The organism is Rhodococcus (subgen. Prescottella) equi (genome assembly GCF_003013675.1).
Lineage (GTDB): Bacteria > Actinomycetota > Actinomycetes > Mycobacteriales > Mycobacteriaceae > Prescottella > Prescottella equi.
The window spans coordinates 4,111,704-4,128,413 of record NZ_CP027793.1 but is presented as its reverse complement, the minus strand read 5'-3'; the positions used below and the strand labels follow the sequence as shown (position 1 = coordinate 4,128,413).

Annotated in this window: 14 protein-coding genes; all 14 read left to right on the top strand. The window is 66.6% G+C overall.

The window, feature by feature from the left end; genetic code table 11:
- Positions 1-114: 114 nt before the first annotated feature.
- The 14 genes from rplJ (at position 115) to rpoB (ending at position 16,588) form a co-directional block, all read left to right on the top strand.
- Complete coding sequence (gene rplJ / locus C7H75_RS19150; RefSeq protein WP_005518230.1) at positions 115-672, top strand: 50S ribosomal protein L10; 558 nt, start codon at positions 115-117, stop codon at positions 670-672.
- Positions 673-756: 84 nt separating this feature from the next.
- On the top strand, positions 757-1,143 hold the full coding sequence (gene rplL, locus C7H75_RS19145; RefSeq protein ID WP_005518232.1) for a 50S ribosomal protein L7/L12: 387 nt from the start codon (positions 757-759) through the stop codon (positions 1,141-1,143).
- Between the two features lie 231 nt (positions 1,144-1,374).
- Positions 1,375-2,424, top strand: a complete 1,050-nt coding sequence (locus C7H75_RS19140; RefSeq protein ID WP_005518233.1) for an ABC transporter ATP-binding protein — start codon at positions 1,375-1,377, stop codon at positions 2,422-2,424.
- 11 nt (positions 2,425-2,435) lie between these two features.
- Complete coding sequence (locus C7H75_RS19135; protein WP_005518234.1) at positions 2,436-3,230, top strand: MlaE family ABC transporter permease; 795 nt, start codon at positions 2,436-2,438, stop codon at positions 3,228-3,230.
- A 4-nt stretch (positions 3,231-3,234) separates the two neighbouring features.
- A complete protein-coding gene (locus C7H75_RS19130; protein ID WP_005518236.1) occupies positions 3,235-4,095 on the top strand; it encodes an MlaE family ABC transporter permease in 861 nt (286 codons plus the stop codon).
- Entirely contained in the window at positions 4,092-5,423 is a 1,332-nt protein-coding gene (locus C7H75_RS19125) for an MCE family protein (protein ID WP_106851697.1), read from the top strand. Before C7H75_RS19130 ends, C7H75_RS19125 begins: the two co-directional genes overlap by 4 nt.
- Before the next feature lie 8 nt (positions 5,424-5,431).
- Entirely contained in the window at positions 5,432-6,499 is a 1,068-nt protein-coding gene (locus C7H75_RS19120) for an MCE family protein (protein ID WP_037086055.1), read from the top strand.
- Positions 6,496-7,491, top strand: coding sequence for an MCE family protein (locus C7H75_RS19115; protein WP_005518239.1), 996 nt, complete (start codon positions 6,496-6,498; stop codon positions 7,489-7,491). Before C7H75_RS19120 ends, C7H75_RS19115 begins: the two co-directional genes overlap by 4 nt.
- A 1-nt stretch (position 7,492) precedes the next feature.
- Positions 7,493-8,740, top strand: a complete 1,248-nt coding sequence (locus C7H75_RS19110) for an MCE family protein (protein ID WP_106851696.1) — start codon at positions 7,493-7,495, stop codon at positions 8,738-8,740.
- A complete protein-coding gene (locus C7H75_RS19105; protein ID WP_005518241.1) occupies positions 8,737-9,984 on the top strand; it encodes an MCE family protein in 1,248 nt (415 codons plus the stop codon). The genes C7H75_RS19110 and C7H75_RS19105 overlap by 4 nt, the downstream gene beginning before the upstream one ends.
- A complete protein-coding gene (locus C7H75_RS19100) occupies positions 9,984-11,234 on the top strand; it encodes an MCE family protein (protein WP_084986527.1) in 1,251 nt (416 codons plus the stop codon). The genes C7H75_RS19105 and C7H75_RS19100 overlap by 1 nt, the downstream gene beginning before the upstream one ends.
- A gap of 40 nt (positions 11,235-11,274) precedes the next feature.
- A complete protein-coding gene (locus C7H75_RS19095) occupies positions 11,275-11,901 on the top strand; it encodes a hypothetical protein (protein WP_022597442.1) in 627 nt (208 codons plus the stop codon).
- Between the two features lie 69 nt (positions 11,902-11,970).
- Positions 11,971-12,693, top strand: a complete 723-nt coding sequence (locus C7H75_RS19090; protein WP_022597441.1) for a hypothetical protein — start codon at positions 11,971-11,973, stop codon at positions 12,691-12,693.
- A gap of 388 nt (positions 12,694-13,081) precedes the next feature.
- Positions 13,082-16,588 (top strand): DNA-directed RNA polymerase subunit beta, encoded by a 3,507-nt coding sequence (gene rpoB, locus C7H75_RS19085; RefSeq protein ID WP_022597440.1) that lies wholly within the window; start codon positions 13,082-13,084, stop codon positions 16,586-16,588.
- Positions 16,589-16,710: the final 122 nt, after the last annotated feature.

Genomic DNA, 16,710 nt, shown 5'->3' with positions numbered 1-16,710 from the left:
GGCCTCGGCCGAATGGATGGATCTCCTCGTGTACGCCCCGTGTGCCCTGCACCGGGGCGTTTTGCATGTCACGGCCCCAAGTGGAACAACGACTGTCACGAGAGGAGGCGAAGTATGGCAAAGCCTGAGAAGGTTTCTGCAGTTGCAGAGATCACCGAGCAGTTCAAGGATTCGACCGCCGCCGTGATCACGGAATACCGTGGTCTGTCGGTCACGAGTCTGACGCAGCTGCGACGCGCTCTCGGAGAGGGTGCCACCTACTCCGTCGCCAAGAACACCCTGGTCAAGCGTGCCGCCGCTGAGGCGGGCGTCGAGGGTCTTGACGACCTGTTCGTCGGACCGACCGCCATTGCATTCATCAAGGGCGAGCCGGTCGACGCTGCGAAGGCCATCAAGGCCTTCGCGAAGGACAACAAGGCACTCGTCATCAAGGGCGGGTACATGGACGGCGCTGCGCTGTCCGTGGATCAGGTCAACCAGATCGCGGACCTCGAGTCCCGCGAGATCCTGTTGGCCAAGCTCGCCGGCGCGATGAAGGGCAACTTGGCAAAGGCCGCCGGCCTGTTCAATGCTCCCGCTTCGCAGGTGGCCCGTCTGGCCGCCGCGCTGCAGGAGAAGAAGGCTGCGGAGGGTGGAGCCGCCGAGGCTCCCGCCGACGCCGCTGCCGAATAGCTGATCCGCACCTGCGCATCACAACCATCACCACCTGTCCGGTCGCGGATCGGCGACACAGGACTTAAGAGGAAGGACGCCACCATGGCGAAGCTCACCACCGAAGAGTTGCTGGACCAGTTCAAGGAGCTCACCCTGCTCGAGCTCTCGGAGTTCGTGAAGGCGTTCGAGGAGACCTTCGAGGTCACCGCTGCTGCTCCGGTCGCCGTCGCTGCTGCGGGCGCTCCGGCTGCCGCTGCCGACGCTGCCGAGGAGCAGGACGAGTTCGACGTCATCCTGGAGTCGGCCGGCGACAAGAAGATCCAGGTCATCAAGGTCGTCCGTGAGGTCGTCTCCGGCCTGGGCCTGAAGGAAGCCAAGGACCTCGTCGAGGGTGCTCCGAAGCCGATCCTGGAGAAGGTCGCCAAGGACGCTGCCGACGCCGCCAAGGAGAAGCTCGAGGCTGCCGGCGCGAAGATCACCGTCAAGTAAGACGCGTATCTCCGCTGCTTCTGTCCGAAGCATCGAGAAAGAGGGCCGTTCCCGTATGGGGCGGCCCTCTTTCGTCACCGGAAAACTCGTCGGGCGGATCTTGATGACAGGGTTGTGATCCTTACTTACTCGTGAGTAGGATTTGGTGTCACGGATAACACTTCGATGCGATAGAGTGACGCAACCCACAGTGGATCGCGCGGTGGGGGGACGTTCCTTACGCAGGAGGTAATGGTGGGAGTCGAGGTAGCAGTCGAAGGGCTCACAAAGTCTTTCGGCTCTCAGAAGATCTGGCAGGACGTGTCGCTGACGCTGCCGGCCGGAGAGGTGAGCGCACTGCTCGGGCCCTCGGGCACGGGTAAGTCGGTCTTCCTCAAGTCGCTGATCGGTCTGCTGCGCCCGGAAGAGGGCTCGATCGTCATCGACGGCACCGACATCCTCCAATGCTCGTCCCGCGAGCTGTACGAGATCCGCAAGCTGTTCGGCGTCCTCTTCCAGGACGGCGCGCTGTTCGGGTCCATGAACCTGTACGACAACGTGGCCTTCCCGCTGCGTGAGCACACCAAGAAGTCCGAGTCCGAGATCCGCAAGATCGTGATGGAGAAGCTCGAGCTCAACGGCCTCGTCGGGGCCGAGGGCAAGCTTCCCGGTGAGATCTCGGGCGGTATGCGCAAGCGTGCCGGGCTCGCTCGCGCGCTGGTCCTCGACCCCCAGATCATCCTCGTCGACGAGCCCGACTCGGGCCTCGACCCCGTTCGCACCACGTACCTCAGCCAGTTGCTGATCGACATCAATGCGCAGATCGACGCCACGATCCTGATCGTGACGCACAACATCAACCTCGCGCGCACGGTGCCCGACAACCTGGGCATGCTGTTCCGCAAGCAGCTCGTCATGTTCGGGCCTCGCGAGGTGCTGCTCACCAGTGACGAGCCGGTGGTCCACCAGTTCCTCAACGGCAGCAAGATCGGCCCGATCGGCATGTCCGAGGAGAAGGACGAGGCGCAGATGGCGCACGAGCAGGCCCTCGTCGATGCCGGTCATCACCACGGCGGCACCGACGACGTCTACGGTGTGGTGCCGCAGATGCAGGCAACGCCCGGGCTCCCCGTGCGCCAGGCTGTCGCCCGCCGTCAGGCCCGCGTCCGCGAGATCCTCCATACCCTGCCGATCGAGGCCCAGCAGGGCATCCTTGCAAGCATGAACGACGACGCTGCCACGCAGGTGATCCCGGCATACGACGAGGGCGGCTTCGAGCAGACCACGTTCGAGCGCGGGTAGGGGACCTGCGTATGGGGGGCACGAGAGCGTCGCTGATGAAGCCTGTCAACGGAGCGCTGACGCAGGCCGGCAACATCGTCCAACTGTTCGTCGACGTGGTTCGGAACACGTTCAAGCGGCCGTTCCAGTTCAAGGAATTCATCGAACAGGCATGGTTCATCGCGAGCGTGACGATCCTGCCGACCGCGCTCGTCGCGATTCCGTTCGGCGCGGTCGTGTCGCTGCAGACCGGTTCGCTGATCAAGCAGTTGGGTGCGGAGTCGTTCACGGGCGCCGCCAGCGTGCTCGCCGTGATCCAGCAGGGCAGTCCGATCGTGACGGCCTTGCTGATCGCGGGTGCCGCGGGGTCCGCCGTCACCGCCGATCTCGGTTCGCGGACCATCCGCGAGGAGATCGATGCCATGGAAGTGCTCGGCATCAATCCGGTGCAGCGGCTCGTCGTCCCCCGGGTGCTCGCGATGGTGCTGGTCGCGGTGCTCCTCAACGGGCTCGTGTCCGTCGTCGGCATCGCCGGTGGCTACTTCTTCAACGTCATCCTCCAAGGCGGCACCCCCGGTGCCTACCTGGCGTCGTTCTCCGCGCTGGCCCAGCTGCCCGACCTCTACATCGCGGAGGTCAAGGCCGCGATCTTCGGCGTCATCGCGGGTGTGATCGCGGCGTACAAGGGGCTGACGCCCAAGGGCGGCCCGAAGGGCGTCGGCGAGGCCGTGAACCAGGCAGTCGTGATCACGTTCCTGGTGCTGTTCTTCGCCAACCTGATCCTGACCATGGTGTATCTCCAGATCGTTCCGGCGAAGGGGGCATGACCCGATGACGATCGCGAGGGGGCGGGGCGACTATGCCCTGATGCGTGCGCGGCGCTGGGCCCGTAAACCGCTCGACGTGCTCGACAACGCGGGCGAGCAGATGTCGTTCTATTCGCGCGCCATCGCCTGGACGCCCCGTACGCTGCGGCGGTACCGCAAGGAGATGCTGCGCCTGCTCGCCGAGGTCACATTCGGCAGCGGTGCCCTCGCGGTCATCGGCGGCACCATCGGCGTCATCGTCATGATGTCCGGTTTCACGGGTGTCGTCGTCGGCCTCCAGGGCTTCGCGGCCCTCGACCAGTTGGGCAGCTCCGTCCTCACCGGCTTCCTGTCGGCGTACGTCAACACCCGCGAGATCGCCCCGATCGTCGCGGCGCTGGCGCTCTCCGCCACGGTGGGTTGTGGTTTCACCGCCCAGCTCGGCGCGATGCGGATCTCCGAGGAGATCGACGCTCTCGAGGTGATGGCCGTTCCCAGCGTGCCCTTCCTCGTCACCACGCGCATGATCGCGGGGTTCGTGGCGGTGATTCCGCTCTACATCGTCGGTCTGCTCGCCGCGTATCTCGCCTCCCGAGTGGTGTCGACGGTCTTCAACGGACAGTCGTCGGGCTCGTACGACCACTACTTCAACCTGTTCCTGCCGCCCGAGGACGTGCTGTGGTCCTTCGGCAAGGTTCTGGTCTTCGCGTTCGTACTGATCCTCATCCACTGCTACTACGGCTTCCACGCCCGCGGTGGTCCGGCCGGCGTCGGCGTCGCCGTCGGCCACGCCGTGCGTACGGCCATCGTCACCATCGCCGTGCTCGACTTCTTCCTGAGCCTGGCGATCTGGGGGACCACGACGACCGTGCGGGTGGCCGGATGATCGAGTCGCCGTCGAAGCTGCGTCGCCGGGTCCTGGGAGTTGCCTTCTTCCTGGTCCTGGCTCTGTTCCTGGGCGGAACCATCGCGAGCTACAACAAGACGTTCAAGCATGTGGTCAAGGTCGACCTGGTCACCGACACGGTCGGCAACGCCCTGCCCCGCAACGCCGACGTCAAGATGCGGGGGCTGATCGTCGGGGAGGTGCGCGAGGCGTCGACCTCGAACGGCAAGGTCACCTCGGTCATGGCGATCGACCCGGACAAGGCCGACCTGATCCCCTCGAACACCACTGCCCGGCTGCTGCCGAAGACGCTGTTCGGCGAGCGGTACGTCGATCTGGTGATTCCGGCCGATCCCAGCCCCAACCCGATCGAGGCCGGCGGGACCATCTACCAGGACAAGAGTGGCAACGCGGTGGAGCTCGGCAAGATGCTCGACGGGCTGCTGCCGCTGCTGCAGGCGATTCCGCCCGAGAGCCTGGCCTCGACGCTCGGCGCGCTGTCGCAGGCGCTCGACGGCCGCGGCGAACAGCTCGGCGTGACGCTGGACCAGCTCGACACGATCTTCGCGGGTGTCAACACCCGAATGCCGGACCTGCAGGCAGGCCTGCAGAGCTTCGCGACGTTCACGCAGACCTATTCGGACGCGGCGCCGCAGCTCGTCGACGCCCTCGACAACCTGCGCACCACCAACGCGACGATCGTGCAGGAGCGCCCGTCGATCGACGCGCTCATCTCGTCGGTGACGTCGACGGGATCGAGTACCGCCGATCTGTTGACGACGAATCGTGACGCGCTGATCTCCATTGCCGCCGACTCGCGGGAGGCACTCGAGATCCTCGCTCGCTTCTCCGGGACGTTCGGCTGCACGTTCGCGAACTTCGCCGACGTGATGGCGCGGACCGGTGCGATCACCGGCGAGAACTCCCCGAATCCGGGGGCCCGGGCCACGATCGAACTGGTCAACCCGCGCGGCCGGTACCTACCCAACCAGGACGAGCCCCGCCTGATCGACACCCGCGGACCGCGCTGCTACGAGCCGCCACCGTTGGGGACCGACATCGGTCAGTACCCGGGCGGATCGATTCACGACGGGTCGTACCAGGTACCGACGCGCAACCCGGGTGACCAGAACATCCCCGAGGTGGCGGCACCGCAGTACGCGGTGACGCCGGCGTCCACCGCGACGCTCGCCGGTTCGCCGCTCGAGCGCGAGACCCTCGCCGTGGTGTACGGCCAGGCGACGGGGATGGCGCCCGAGGACGTGCCCGCGTGGACGACGACGATCGGCGCACCCGCGCTCCGTGGAAAAGAGGTGAGCGTCAAGTGAAGCGACAGCTGCGAGGGGTGGCTGCACCGCTCACCAAACTGGTGATCTTCGCGCTCGTGACGATCCTCGCGACGGGGGCGTTGGCGCTGACGATCGCGAACTCGGGGTCCCGGGGAGGTACCGAGTTCAGCGCCCGGTTCACGGACGTGACGTCTCTCAACAAGGGCGACGAGGTGCGGATCGCGGGTGTTCGGGTCGGTCAGGTCACCAAGATCGAGATAGTCGACGACCGTGAGGCGCAGGTCACCTTCGCGCTCACCGACCGCGACTGGTTGCCCGCGAGCACGACCGCGACCATCCGCTTCCGCAATCTGGTGGGTCAGCGCTACATCGCGCTCGAACAGGGGACCGGTCAGCAGGGCTTCAAGATGAGCGCGGGGGAGACCATTCCGCTCGACCGCACCAAGCCCGCGGTCAACCTCACGACGCTGTTCAACGGGTTCCGGCCGCTGTTCCAGACTCTCAGCGCCGACGACGTGAACAAGCTGTCCTATCAGATCATCCAGGTGTTCCAGGGGGAGGGCGGCACCATCGAGGAGCTCGTGGCGAACACGGCGTCGCTGACGAACACGATCGCCGACAAGGACAAGGTCATCGGTGACCTGGTCACCAATCTCAACCGGGTCCTCGAAACGGTGAACAAGCGGGACGAGCAGGTGGACCAGCTGATCGTGAACACCGAACGTCTCGTGAGCGGCCTGTCCGCCGATCGCGGTGTGATCGGCCAGTCGGTGCAGTCCCTGTCCGAACTGACGAGCGCCACCGCGGATCTGCTGGTGCCGACCAGGCCGTCGATCCAGGGGTCGATCGCGGGCCTCAACACGTTGGCCGGACACGTCAACGAGCGGTCCGGCGAGGTGAACCAGGTGCTCGCGAACCTGCCGGTGAAGATGGAGAAGCTCGGTCGCGCCGGCAGCTACGGGTCGTGGTTCCAGTTCTACCTGTGCGGCATCGACGTCGTCGCCGGTCCCGGTACGGCGCCCCAACTCAACCTTCCGAGCGATCTGCCCACGATCAACCAGCCGATCTACACCAACGCGGCGCCGCGTTGCTGGGCGGACGGTGAGCCCCGATGACCAAGAAGCGCAATCCGGCCGTCACCGGTGCCCTGGGCATCGTCGTGGTCCTCCTCGCGACGATGTCGGCGTTCTTCCTCGACAGCCTGCCCATCGTCGGCGCGGGTAACCGGTACACCGCCGAGTTCACGGAGGCGGCCGGCCTCAAGCCCGGCAACGAGGTGCGGGTCGCGGGAGTGAAGGTCGGCAAGGTGTCGGACGTCGCACTCGACGGCGACCGGGTCCGGGTGACGTTCCAGACCAAGGACGCCTGGATCGGCGACCAGACGACCGCATCGATCCAGATCAAGACCATCCTCGGTCAGAAGTACCTGGCGCTGGACCCGCGGGGCACCGAAGTCCTCGACCCGGGTACCAGCATCCCGCTCGAGCGCACCACGTCTCCGTACGACGTCATCGACGCCTTCAGTGATGCCGCCACGACCCTCGAGGACATCGACACCACCCAGTTGGCGTCCAGCTTCGAGGTGTTGTCGCAGTCGTTCGCCGGCACCCCGGACGAGATCCGTGGTTCGCTCGACGGCGTCGCCCGGCTGTCCGAGACGGTGGCCAAGCGTGATCAGGAACTGAAGAAGCTGTTCGACGCGACCAAGCAGACGTCGCAGATCCTCGCCGACCGCAACGACCAGTTCCAGAAGATCCTGGCGAACGGTGGCCTCCTGCTGGAGGAGCTCAACACGAGGCAGCAGGCGATCGGGCAGTTGCTCACCAGCACCCAGACCCTCTCGCGCGAGCTGACCGGACTGGTCGCCGACAACGAAGCGCAGATCACGCCCGCGCTCACGCAGTTGCAGGGTGTCATCGACATCCTCAACGCCAACCAGCAGAACGTGAGCAAGGCGCTCGAGTTGGCCGCGCCGTTCTACCGGATCTACGCCAACGTGCTCGGCAACGGCCGGTGGTTCGACTCGGTCGTCACCAACCTGACCCCGCCCGGCCTGCCGGAGATCCCCGGGTACCGCGAGCCGCTGCGCACCATGGAGGGGAACTGACATGAGTGAGGAGCGGGCAGCAACCCGCAAGTGGATCCCGGTGGCGCTGGTCGCCGCGGTCGTGGTCGTCGCCGTGGGCGTCCTGTGGTGGCTCTTCCAGAACGTCGGCACCACGAAGATCACTGCGTACTTCGACAAGTCCGTCGGCATCTACGAGGGCTCCGACGTACGTGTGCTCGGCGTCAAGGTCGGCACGGTGGGCTCGGTGGAGCCGCAGGGCGATCAGGTCCAGGTCACGATGACCGTCGACCGGGGCGTCGACATCCCGGCCGACGCCAAGGCCGCCCAGGTGACGCCGTCGGTGGTGTCCGACCGGTACATCCAGCTCACCCCCGTCTACACGGGCGGCGAGAAGATGGCGAACGACGCGACGATCCCGCGCGAGCGCACCGCGACGCCCGTCGAGGTCGACCAGTTGTACGCGAGCGTGACCGAACTGTCCGAGGCGCTGGGCCCGAACGGCGCCAACAAGGACGGCGCGCTGTCCAACCTGGTCGACACCGCAGCCGCCAATCTGGACGGTAACGGCGACGCGCTCGGCAACACGTTCAACCAGCTGTCGGCGGCGGCCCGGACGCTGTCGGACTCCCGGACCGACATCTTCGACACCGTCAAGAACCTGCAGGTGTTCGTCAGCGCCCTTGCTGCGAACGACGCACAGGTGCGCCAGTTCAACACCCAGCTCGCGGACTTCAGCGGCTACCTGGCGGGGGAGAAGGAGAACCTCGGTCTCGCGCTGAACCAGCTCTCACTGGCGCTGGGGGACGTGGCGCGGTTCGTGGAGGACAACCGGGAACTGCTGCAGGGCAACATCGAGGGTCTGACGACGGTCACCCAGACGGTCGCCGACCAGCGAGATTCTCTAGCCGAGGCGTTGGTGACGCTGCCACTGGCGATCAGCAACCTGGTCAACACCCACGACGCCGAGTCGGGGACGCTGCAGATGCGCGTCGACCTGCCCGATCTACAGGATCCGTTCGGTCTCGGCTGCAAGCTCATCGACATCGCCAAGCTCAAGCCGGGGGATCCCGAGTTCGAGGCGTTGGGTCGGCAGATGAAGCCGCTGATCGACAACTGCAAGGTCGTCACCGACCAATTGACCGCCGGCGTGAAGACGCCGACGCTCAACCTGCCCCTCGGCATCCTGAGCGGCGACAACCTGCAGCGCGGTGCGGTTCCGGGGACGGTTCCCGGAACCCCGTCCCCGCGCCTCGGCGGCGAAACGCAACTGCAGGGGGGCACGCCGTGAAGCATCTTCGGAGGACGGCCGCAGCCGCGGCCGGCGCATGCGTCGTCGCGTTGACCGTCGGCGCGTGCGGCTCGGACGGCATCTACTCGATCCCGCTGCCCGGCGGCGCCGACATCGGCAGCGATCCGATGCACGTGAAGATCGAGTTCGACGACGTACTGGACCTGGTGCCGCAGTCGACGGTCAAGGTCGACGGTGTCCCCGTCGGGCGCGTCGAGAACATCTCGGTGGCCGACGACGGCTGGACCGCGCAGGTCGAGACGCTGGTCAACAGTTCGGTGGATCTGCCGGCGAACGCGGTCGCCGAAGTCCAGCAGTCGAACCTGCTCGGCGAGAAGTTCATCGCCATCTCGGCGCCGCCGCAGGACGCGTCCACCGCCCGGTTGGCCAGCGGGGACACGATCCCGGTGGACCGTACCCGGCACGCCACCGACATCGAACAGGTCCTCGGCGCCCTGTCGCTGCTGCTCAACGGTGGCGGTGTCGCCCAGTTGCAGCCCATCGTCTCCGAACTGGAGAAGGCACTCGACGGTCGCGAGACCAAGGTCCGCGGACTGCTGGAGCAGGCGAACACACTCATCGCGGGTCTCGAGGAGCAGCGCGACTCGATCACGCGAGCTCTCGACGGCCTCGACACGCTGAGCGGCCGGGTGGCGGACCAGACGGTGAAGCTCGAGAAGATCCTCGACGAGCTGCCCGAGGGCGTGGAGATCCTGTCCGAGCAGCGCCCGCAGCTGGTGCAGATGCTGGGCCAGGTCGATCGGCTCGGGCAGGTCGGGACCGACGTGATCAACCGTTCCAAGGACGATCTGATCGCCGACCTGCGGGCCCTGCGCCCGACGCTGCAGGAGCTCGGTGCCGCGACACCCGACATCATCACATCGGCACCGTTGGTCCCGACGTTCCCGTTCCCGGACTCGATCATCCCGTCCATCCACGGCGGTCAGGCCAACGTGTTCCTGTCCATCGATCTCCAGATCGGCGACACCCTGTCGAATCTGGGCGTCGGTAAGCCGGACCCCGTGTACTACCCGCCGAAGTACGGTCCCCCGGTTCCGGTGAACCCGGACAATCCCTACTACAACGGGAACGGGGCGCGGCCGGGCTGGCCGACGGTGTCGATCCTGCCGTTGCCGCCGATCGTCCCGAACCCGGTGCCGGAGCCGGGCACCGCGCCGGTGTCGGCGCCCGCGGCGGTCAACCCGTTCGACGCTTTCCTGAAGCAGTTGGGGGTGGGTGAGTGATGGTCTCGCGTCTGGCCAAGTGGCAGCTCGTGGCGTTCGTGGTCGTGGCCGTCCTCGGCATCGGTTACGTCGGTGCCAAGTACGTCCGCCTCGACACTTTGTTGGGGTTCGGGGAGTACCAGGTGGATGCCAGGTTCGCGAACTCCGGCGGGATCTTCACCAACGCCGAGGTGACGTATCGGGGTGTGCCGGTCGGTCGGGTCGGTGACCTGACCCTGACCCAGGACGGCGTATCGGTGGCGCTGATGATCGACGACAGCGCACCGCAGATCCCGGCGTCGGCGAAGGCTGTCGTCGCCAATCGGTCGGCGATCGGTGAGCAGTACGTGGACCTGCTGCCCGACACCGACGAGGGCCCCTTCCTCACCGACGGTTCGGTGATCCTGGAGAAGAACACCGCCACGCCGATCCCGGTGGAGGACCTGATCGGCAGCGTCGACCGGCTCGCCCGGTCGGTGCCCACCGACTCGCTCCACACGACGGTCGTCGAACTCGGCAAGGCCTTCACCGGCAAGGGTGGGGACCTGCAGGTTCTCGTCGATTCGCTCGGACGGTTCACCGAGACGGCCGACGAGGCGCTGCCGGAGACCCTCGCGCTCATCAGTGATGGGCGGACGGTGTTCGACACCCAGGCCGACCAGGCCGGCGCGATCCGCACGTTCAGCGACGGACTCGATCAGATCGCGGCGCAGTTGAAGTCCAGCGACCCGGACGTGCGTCGTCTCATCGGTACGGGCAAGGACGCGTCGGACACCGTCGGCAAGCTCGTGGCCGAGAGCGGCGACGCCCTCACGACCGACCTGACGAACCTGTCGACCACGTTGACGAAGGTGTCGCCGACGTTCATCGCGCTGCAGCCGATCTTCCAGTTCCTGCCGGCGCTGTCCGCGGGTGCGTCGGCGGTTGCGCCGGGCGACGGCACGATCCACTTCGGGTTGGTCCTCGAGACCAACAACCCGGTGCCCTGCACTCAGGGCTACGAGGGCACGCAGGAGATCCTCGCGCAGATGAAGGCGGAGAACCCGAACTTCGACGACACTGTGGACAACTTCCCGTTCAACGCGGACGCGCGGTGCACCGTCCCCCAGGGCAACCCGACGGGCGTGCGCAGCGCCGAGCGGATCGTGTACGCCGATCCGGAGACCCCGCAGCCGTGGGACAGCACGCCGAAGACGGACCCGGACAAGCTGAACCTCAACCCCATCGCGACGCAGATCTCGACCCTGTTGGGCGTCGTGCCGGTCCGGTAGCGTTCGGCAAGCATTCGTTACCCGAGAGTAAGGTTGCCGTGTGACGGAGACCACCAAGAACAACAACACCATCGTCGCGGCCACGGTTGCGGTCGGTGTGCTCCTCGTCGGCGCGCTCGCGGCGGCGGTGTGGTTCGGCTACGGGTGGGCGCACGCCGCGTTGTCGGAGAAGCCCGCCGCCGAGGCCCGGGAATCGGCACTTGCCGATGCGCGGCAGGCCGCGATCAACCTCAATTCGTTCGACGCCGCGAATCTCGACAAGTCGTTCTCCGACATCGAGTCGTCCATCACCGGCGCGCTGGTCGAGGACCTGAACGCCACCCGCGACCAGTTGGCGCAGCAGACCCAGCAGACCGGGGCGCGCAGTGAATCGGAGGTGTTGGGGGCGTCGTTGACCTCGCTCAACACCGACGACGGCACGGCCGACGCGATCGTCGTTCTGGCAACCGACACGTCCTGGCCCAACGAGACGTCGCGCAAGGTGCGGGTGACGATGCGGCTGACGATGGAGGAGGGCGACGACGGAGTGTGGCGGGCGTCGAAGTCCGTCAACCTCGGCAACGCCGCCGTGCTCGAGGAATCGCCCGCGGCCCCGCCGCAGGATCCTGCGGCTTCCGACCCGGATCAGGGCGTCCCCGCCCCGGAGTCGGACGCCGGCGGCCGGTAGCCGCACCACGTCTCACTGCACATCCCGGGCGGTAGGAATCGCGCCGCCCGACGGAAGGAGTTCTGCGTCATGCCTCCCATTCGCCGCACCACCAAGCCCGCGTCGTCCGGTCGGCGCCCGAAGATCGCCGGTACGGGTGGCGGGCGGCCGGGGAGTGAGGTCCGCGCGGCCGAGGTCGACGGCGACTCGAACCTCGGCGGTCCGGCGGCGGTCGGGGTCGCGGTCGTCGACGATGCTCGGCCGGTGGACTCGGCGCCCCCGGTGGGGGAGGGCCAGACCGGAACCGGCCCGACGCGGGCCGGCGGTCCGAGTCGCCGACTTCTCGCGATCCTCGGAGCGGCGGCGGCGGTGCTGGCTGCGTTCGCCGTGGTCGCAGCGTTCGAGCCGGGCGCGGACGTCGCGAACACCGCGTACGTCGACATCGGCGGCACCGCGGAGGTGTCGGAGGCGGCGCGCTCCGCACTGAACACGCTCTACACGTACAGCCCGGACACCATCGACGCGTACCCGGAGCAGGCCCGCAAGGTGCTCACCGAGAACATGCGCGGCGAGTTCGACAAGACGATCGATCCCACCGTGGCCGCGGTGAAGCAGGGCGGCACGGCCACGACCGTGCAGGTGACCGACGTCGGCGTGAAGGTGCTCGACGGTGACCGGGCCGAACTGATCACGAACGTGACAGTGAGCGCGGAATCGAACGGGGTAGCGCAGGACAGCGCGTCGGGCCCGTTGATCGTTCGGATGGAAAAAGTGGGCGGCGTGTGGCTATTGTCTGATATCGCGGATCAATAGTCCGGCGTCCCACAGATTCGGTCAGCGCCTCCTGTGGCCGGCGATTCGCTTGCACTGCCCCTCGGACGGTCCGTGATCGAATCGCCGGGACCCAGGCTTGACGCGACGATGATCTCGCGTCACTCTATCCGTGAACATTCACGCGTCTCACACGCGCGCAGCACCCCGACGGGTGTCCTTTCTGCTGCCCGGCTCGACATCTACTGAGTTTGGGTGTACTTTTGGACGTTGCGCTGGCTGCCTCCTGTCCACCTCTCGACCTCACTGCGGCGAAGTGATTACTTCCTGCTCCTGTGGCGAGGCTTCGTTCGGGTTGTAACCAGCGAATTCGCCCCACAGAAGAAGCAGATACAGCGGCGGTCGCACCAGCAAGAGCGGCCCGCGTGAGGTGCTGGAAGGACGCATCTTGGCAGTCTCTAGCCAGACCAAGGCAGTAGCCGGAATCCCCGGAGCCCCCCGAAGGGTTTCGTTCGCGAAAATTCGCGAACCCCTCGAGGTCCCAGGGCTCCTCGATCTACAGACTGATTCGTTCGAATGGTTGGTCGGCTCGCCGAGTTGGCGCGAGCGCGCGGCCGCACGCCGCGACGGAGCGGTGACCGGTGGTCTCGAAGAGATCCTGGCCGAGCTCTCGCCCATCGAGGACTTCTCCGGGTCGATGTCGCTGTCCTTCTCGGACCCGCGCTTCGACGAGGTCAAGGCCTCGGTCGACGAGTGCAAAGACAAGGACATGACCTACGCGGCGCCGCTGTTCGTCACCGCCGAGTTCATCAACAACAACACCGGTGAGATCAAGAGCCAGACGGTCTTCATGGGTGACTTCCCGATGATGACCGACAAGGGCACGTTCATCATCAACGGCACCGAGCGCGTCGTCGTGTCGCAGCTGGTCCGTTCGCCGGGCGTGTACTTCGACGAGTCCATCGACAAGAGCACCGAGAAGACCCTGCACAGCGTCAAGGTCATCCCGGGCCGTGGCGCGTGGCTCGAGTTCGACGTCGACAAGCGCGACACCGTCGGTGTCCGCATCGACCGCAAGCGCCGCCAGCCGGTCACGACGCTGCTCAAGGCGCTCGGCATGACCGACGAGGAGATCCGCGAGCGGTTCGGCTTCTCGGAGATCATGATGGCCACCCTGGAGAAGGATCCGGCCAAGAACACCGACGAGGCCCTGCTCGACATCTACCGCAAGCTGCGTCCGGGCGAGCCGCCGACCAAGGAGAGCGCGCAGACCCTCCTGGAGAACCTGTTCTTCAAGGACAAGCGCTACGACCTCGCTCGCGTGGGCCGTTACAAGATCAACAAGAAGCTGGGCCTGAACACCGGCCTGCCGATCGAGGCGTCGACCCTCACCGAGGACGACATCGTCACCACGATCGAGTACCTGGTGCGTCTGCACGCCGGCGACACCATGATGACCGCTCCGGGCGGCGTCGAGGTTCCCGTCGAGGTCGACGACATCGACCACTTCGGCAACCGTCGTCTGCGCACGGTGGGCGAGCTGATCCAGAACCAGATCCGCGTGGGCCTGTCCCGCATGGAGCGCGTCGTCCGCGAGCGCATGACGACTCAGGACGTCGAGGCGATCACGCCGCAGACCCTGATCAACATCCGCCCGGTCGTCGCCGCGATCAAGGAGTTCTTCGGAACCTCCCAGCTGTCGCAGTTCATGGACCAGAACAACCCGCTGTCGGGCCTGACCCACAAGCGTCGTCTGTCGGCGCTGGGCCCCGGCGGTCTGTCCCGTGAGCGCGCCGGCCTCGAGGTGCGAGACGTCCACCCGTCGCACTACGGCCGTATGTGCCCGATCGAGACCCCCGAGGGTCCGAACATCGGTCTGATCGGTTCGCTGTCGGTGTACGCGCGGGTCAACCCGTTCGGCTTCATCGAGACCCCGTACCGCAAGGTCGAGAACGGTCAGCTCACCGACCAGGTGGACTACCTGACCGCGGACGAGGAGGACCGCCACGTCGTGGCGCAGGCCAACTCGCCGGTCGACGCGAACGGCCGCTTCACCGAGGACCGCGTCCTGGTCCGTCGTAAGGGCGGCGAGGTCGAGTTCGTCTCGTCCTCCGACGTCGACTACATGGACGTCTCGCCGCGCCAGATGGTCTCCGTCGCGACCGCGATGATTCCGTTCCTCGAGCACGACGACGCCAACCGTGCCCTGATGGGCGCGAACATGCAGCGTCAGGCGGTTCCGCTGGTCCGCAGCGAGGCACCGCTGGTCGGTACCGGCATGGAGTTGCGTGCCGCGGTCGACGCCGGCGACGTCATCGTCACCGAGAAGACCGGTGTGGTCGAGGAGGTCTCCTCCGACTACGTGACGGTCATGGCCGACGACGGCAGCCGCACCACGTACCGCCTGCGCAAGTTCGCGCGCTCGAACCAGGGCACGTGCGCCAACCAGCGTCCGATCGTGGACGAGGGTCAGCGGGTCGAGGCCGGCCAGGTGCTGGCCGACGGCCCCTGCACCGAGAACGGTGAGATGGCGCTCGGCAAGAACCTGCTCGTGGCGATCATGCCGTGGGAGGGCCACAACTACGAGGACGCGATCATCCTGTCGCAGCGCCTCGTGGAAGAGGACGTCCTCACCTCGATCCACATCGAGGAGCACGAGATCGATGCCCGCGACACCAAGCTCGGTGCCGAGGAGATCACCCGGGACATCCCGAACGTCTCCGACGAGGTGCTGGCCGATCTCGACGAGCGCGGCATCGTCCGCATCGGTGCCGAGGTCCGCGACGGCGACATCCTGGTCGGCAAGGTCACCCCGAAGGGCGAGACCGAGCTGACCCCCGAGGAGCGCCTGCTCCGCGCGATCTTCGGTGAGAAGGCCCGCGAGGTTCGCGACACGTCGCTGAAGGTTCCGCACGGTGAGTCCGGCAAGGTCATCGGTATCCGCGTGTTCTCGCGCGAGGACGACGACGACCTGCCTCCGGGCGTCAACGAGCTGGTCCGCGTCTACGTTGCCCAGAAGCGCAAGATCCAGGACGGCGACAAGCTCGCCGGCCGCCACGGCAACAAGGGCGTCATCGGCAAGATCCTCCCGCAGGAGGACATGCCGTTCCTGCCCGACGGCACCCCGGTCGACATCATCCTGAACACCCACGGTGTTCCGCGTCGTATGAACATCGGCCAGGTCCTCGAGACGCACCTCGGCTGGATCGGCAAGACCGGCTGGAACGTGCAGATCGCCGGCGACGGTTCGCGCCCGGACTGGGCTGCGACGCTGCCCGAGGAGATGCTGTCCGCACCGGCCGACTCGAACATCGCCACCCCGGTGTTCGACGGCGCCAAGGAGGACGAGCTCACCGGTCTGCTCGGCTCGACGCTGCCCAACCGTGACGGCGAGCGCATGGTCGGACCGGACGGCAAGGCGACGCTGTTCGACGGTCGCTCCGGCGAGCCGTTCCCGTACCCGGTGTCGGTCGGCTACATGTACATCATCAAGCTGCACCACCTGGTCGACGACAAGATCCACGCGCGTTCGACCGGCCCGTACTCGATGATCACCCAGCAGCCGCTCGGCGGTAAGGCCCAGTTCGGTGGCCAGCGCTTCGGTGAGATGGAGTGCTGGGCGATGCAGGCGTACGGCGCCGCCTACACCCTGCAGGAGCTGCTCACCATCAAGTCGGACGACGTCGTCGGCCGCGTGAAGGTGTACGAGGCCATCGTCAAGGGCGAGAACATCCCCGAGCCGGGCATCCCCGAGTCCTTCAAGGTGCTCCTCAAGGAGCTCCAGTCGCTGTGCCTCAACGTGGAGGTGCTGTCCTCGGACGGCGCAGCCATCGCGATGGCCGACGGCGACGACGAGGACCTCGAGCGTGCCGCCGCGAACCTGGGCATCAACCTGTCCCGGAACGAGGCCGCGACCGTGGACGATCTCGCGAACTAGTTTTACGGTCCCCGGGCCGTGGGCACGCCCACGGCACCCACGGCCCGGGGGCGCTAGAGCACATTTGAATTGGCAGTCAGGAGAAGCGGATCTCACCCGCTGATCCACAATCCCTCTGGGGA

Coding starts and splice junctions, on each gene's coding strand:
- C7H75_RS19090 (WP_022597441.1), top strand. CDS start 11,971: ATGCCTCCCATTCGCCGCACCACCAAGCCCGCGTCGTCCGGTCGGCGC.
- C7H75_RS19110 (WP_106851696.1), top strand. CDS start 7,493: ATGAGTGAGGAGCGGGCAGCAACCCGCAAGTGGATCCCGGTGGCGCTG.
- C7H75_RS19115 (WP_005518239.1), top strand. CDS start 6,496: ATGACCAAGAAGCGCAATCCGGCCGTCACCGGTGCCCTGGGCATCGTC.
- rplL (WP_005518232.1), top strand. CDS start 757: ATGGCGAAGCTCACCACCGAAGAGTTGCTGGACCAGTTCAAGGAGCTC.
- C7H75_RS19130 (WP_005518236.1), top strand. CDS start 3,235: ATGACGATCGCGAGGGGGCGGGGCGACTATGCCCTGATGCGTGCGCGG.
- C7H75_RS19135 (WP_005518234.1), top strand. CDS start 2,436: ATGGGGGGCACGAGAGCGTCGCTGATGAAGCCTGTCAACGGAGCGCTG.
- C7H75_RS19125 (WP_106851697.1), top strand. CDS start 4,092: ATGATCGAGTCGCCGTCGAAGCTGCGTCGCCGGGTCCTGGGAGTTGCC.
- rplJ (WP_005518230.1), top strand. CDS start 115: ATGGCAAAGCCTGAGAAGGTTTCTGCAGTTGCAGAGATCACCGAGCAG.
- C7H75_RS19140 (WP_005518233.1), top strand. CDS start 1,375: ATGGTGGGAGTCGAGGTAGCAGTCGAAGGGCTCACAAAGTCTTTCGGC.
- C7H75_RS19100 (WP_084986527.1), top strand. CDS start 9,984: ATGGTCTCGCGTCTGGCCAAGTGGCAGCTCGTGGCGTTCGTGGTCGTG.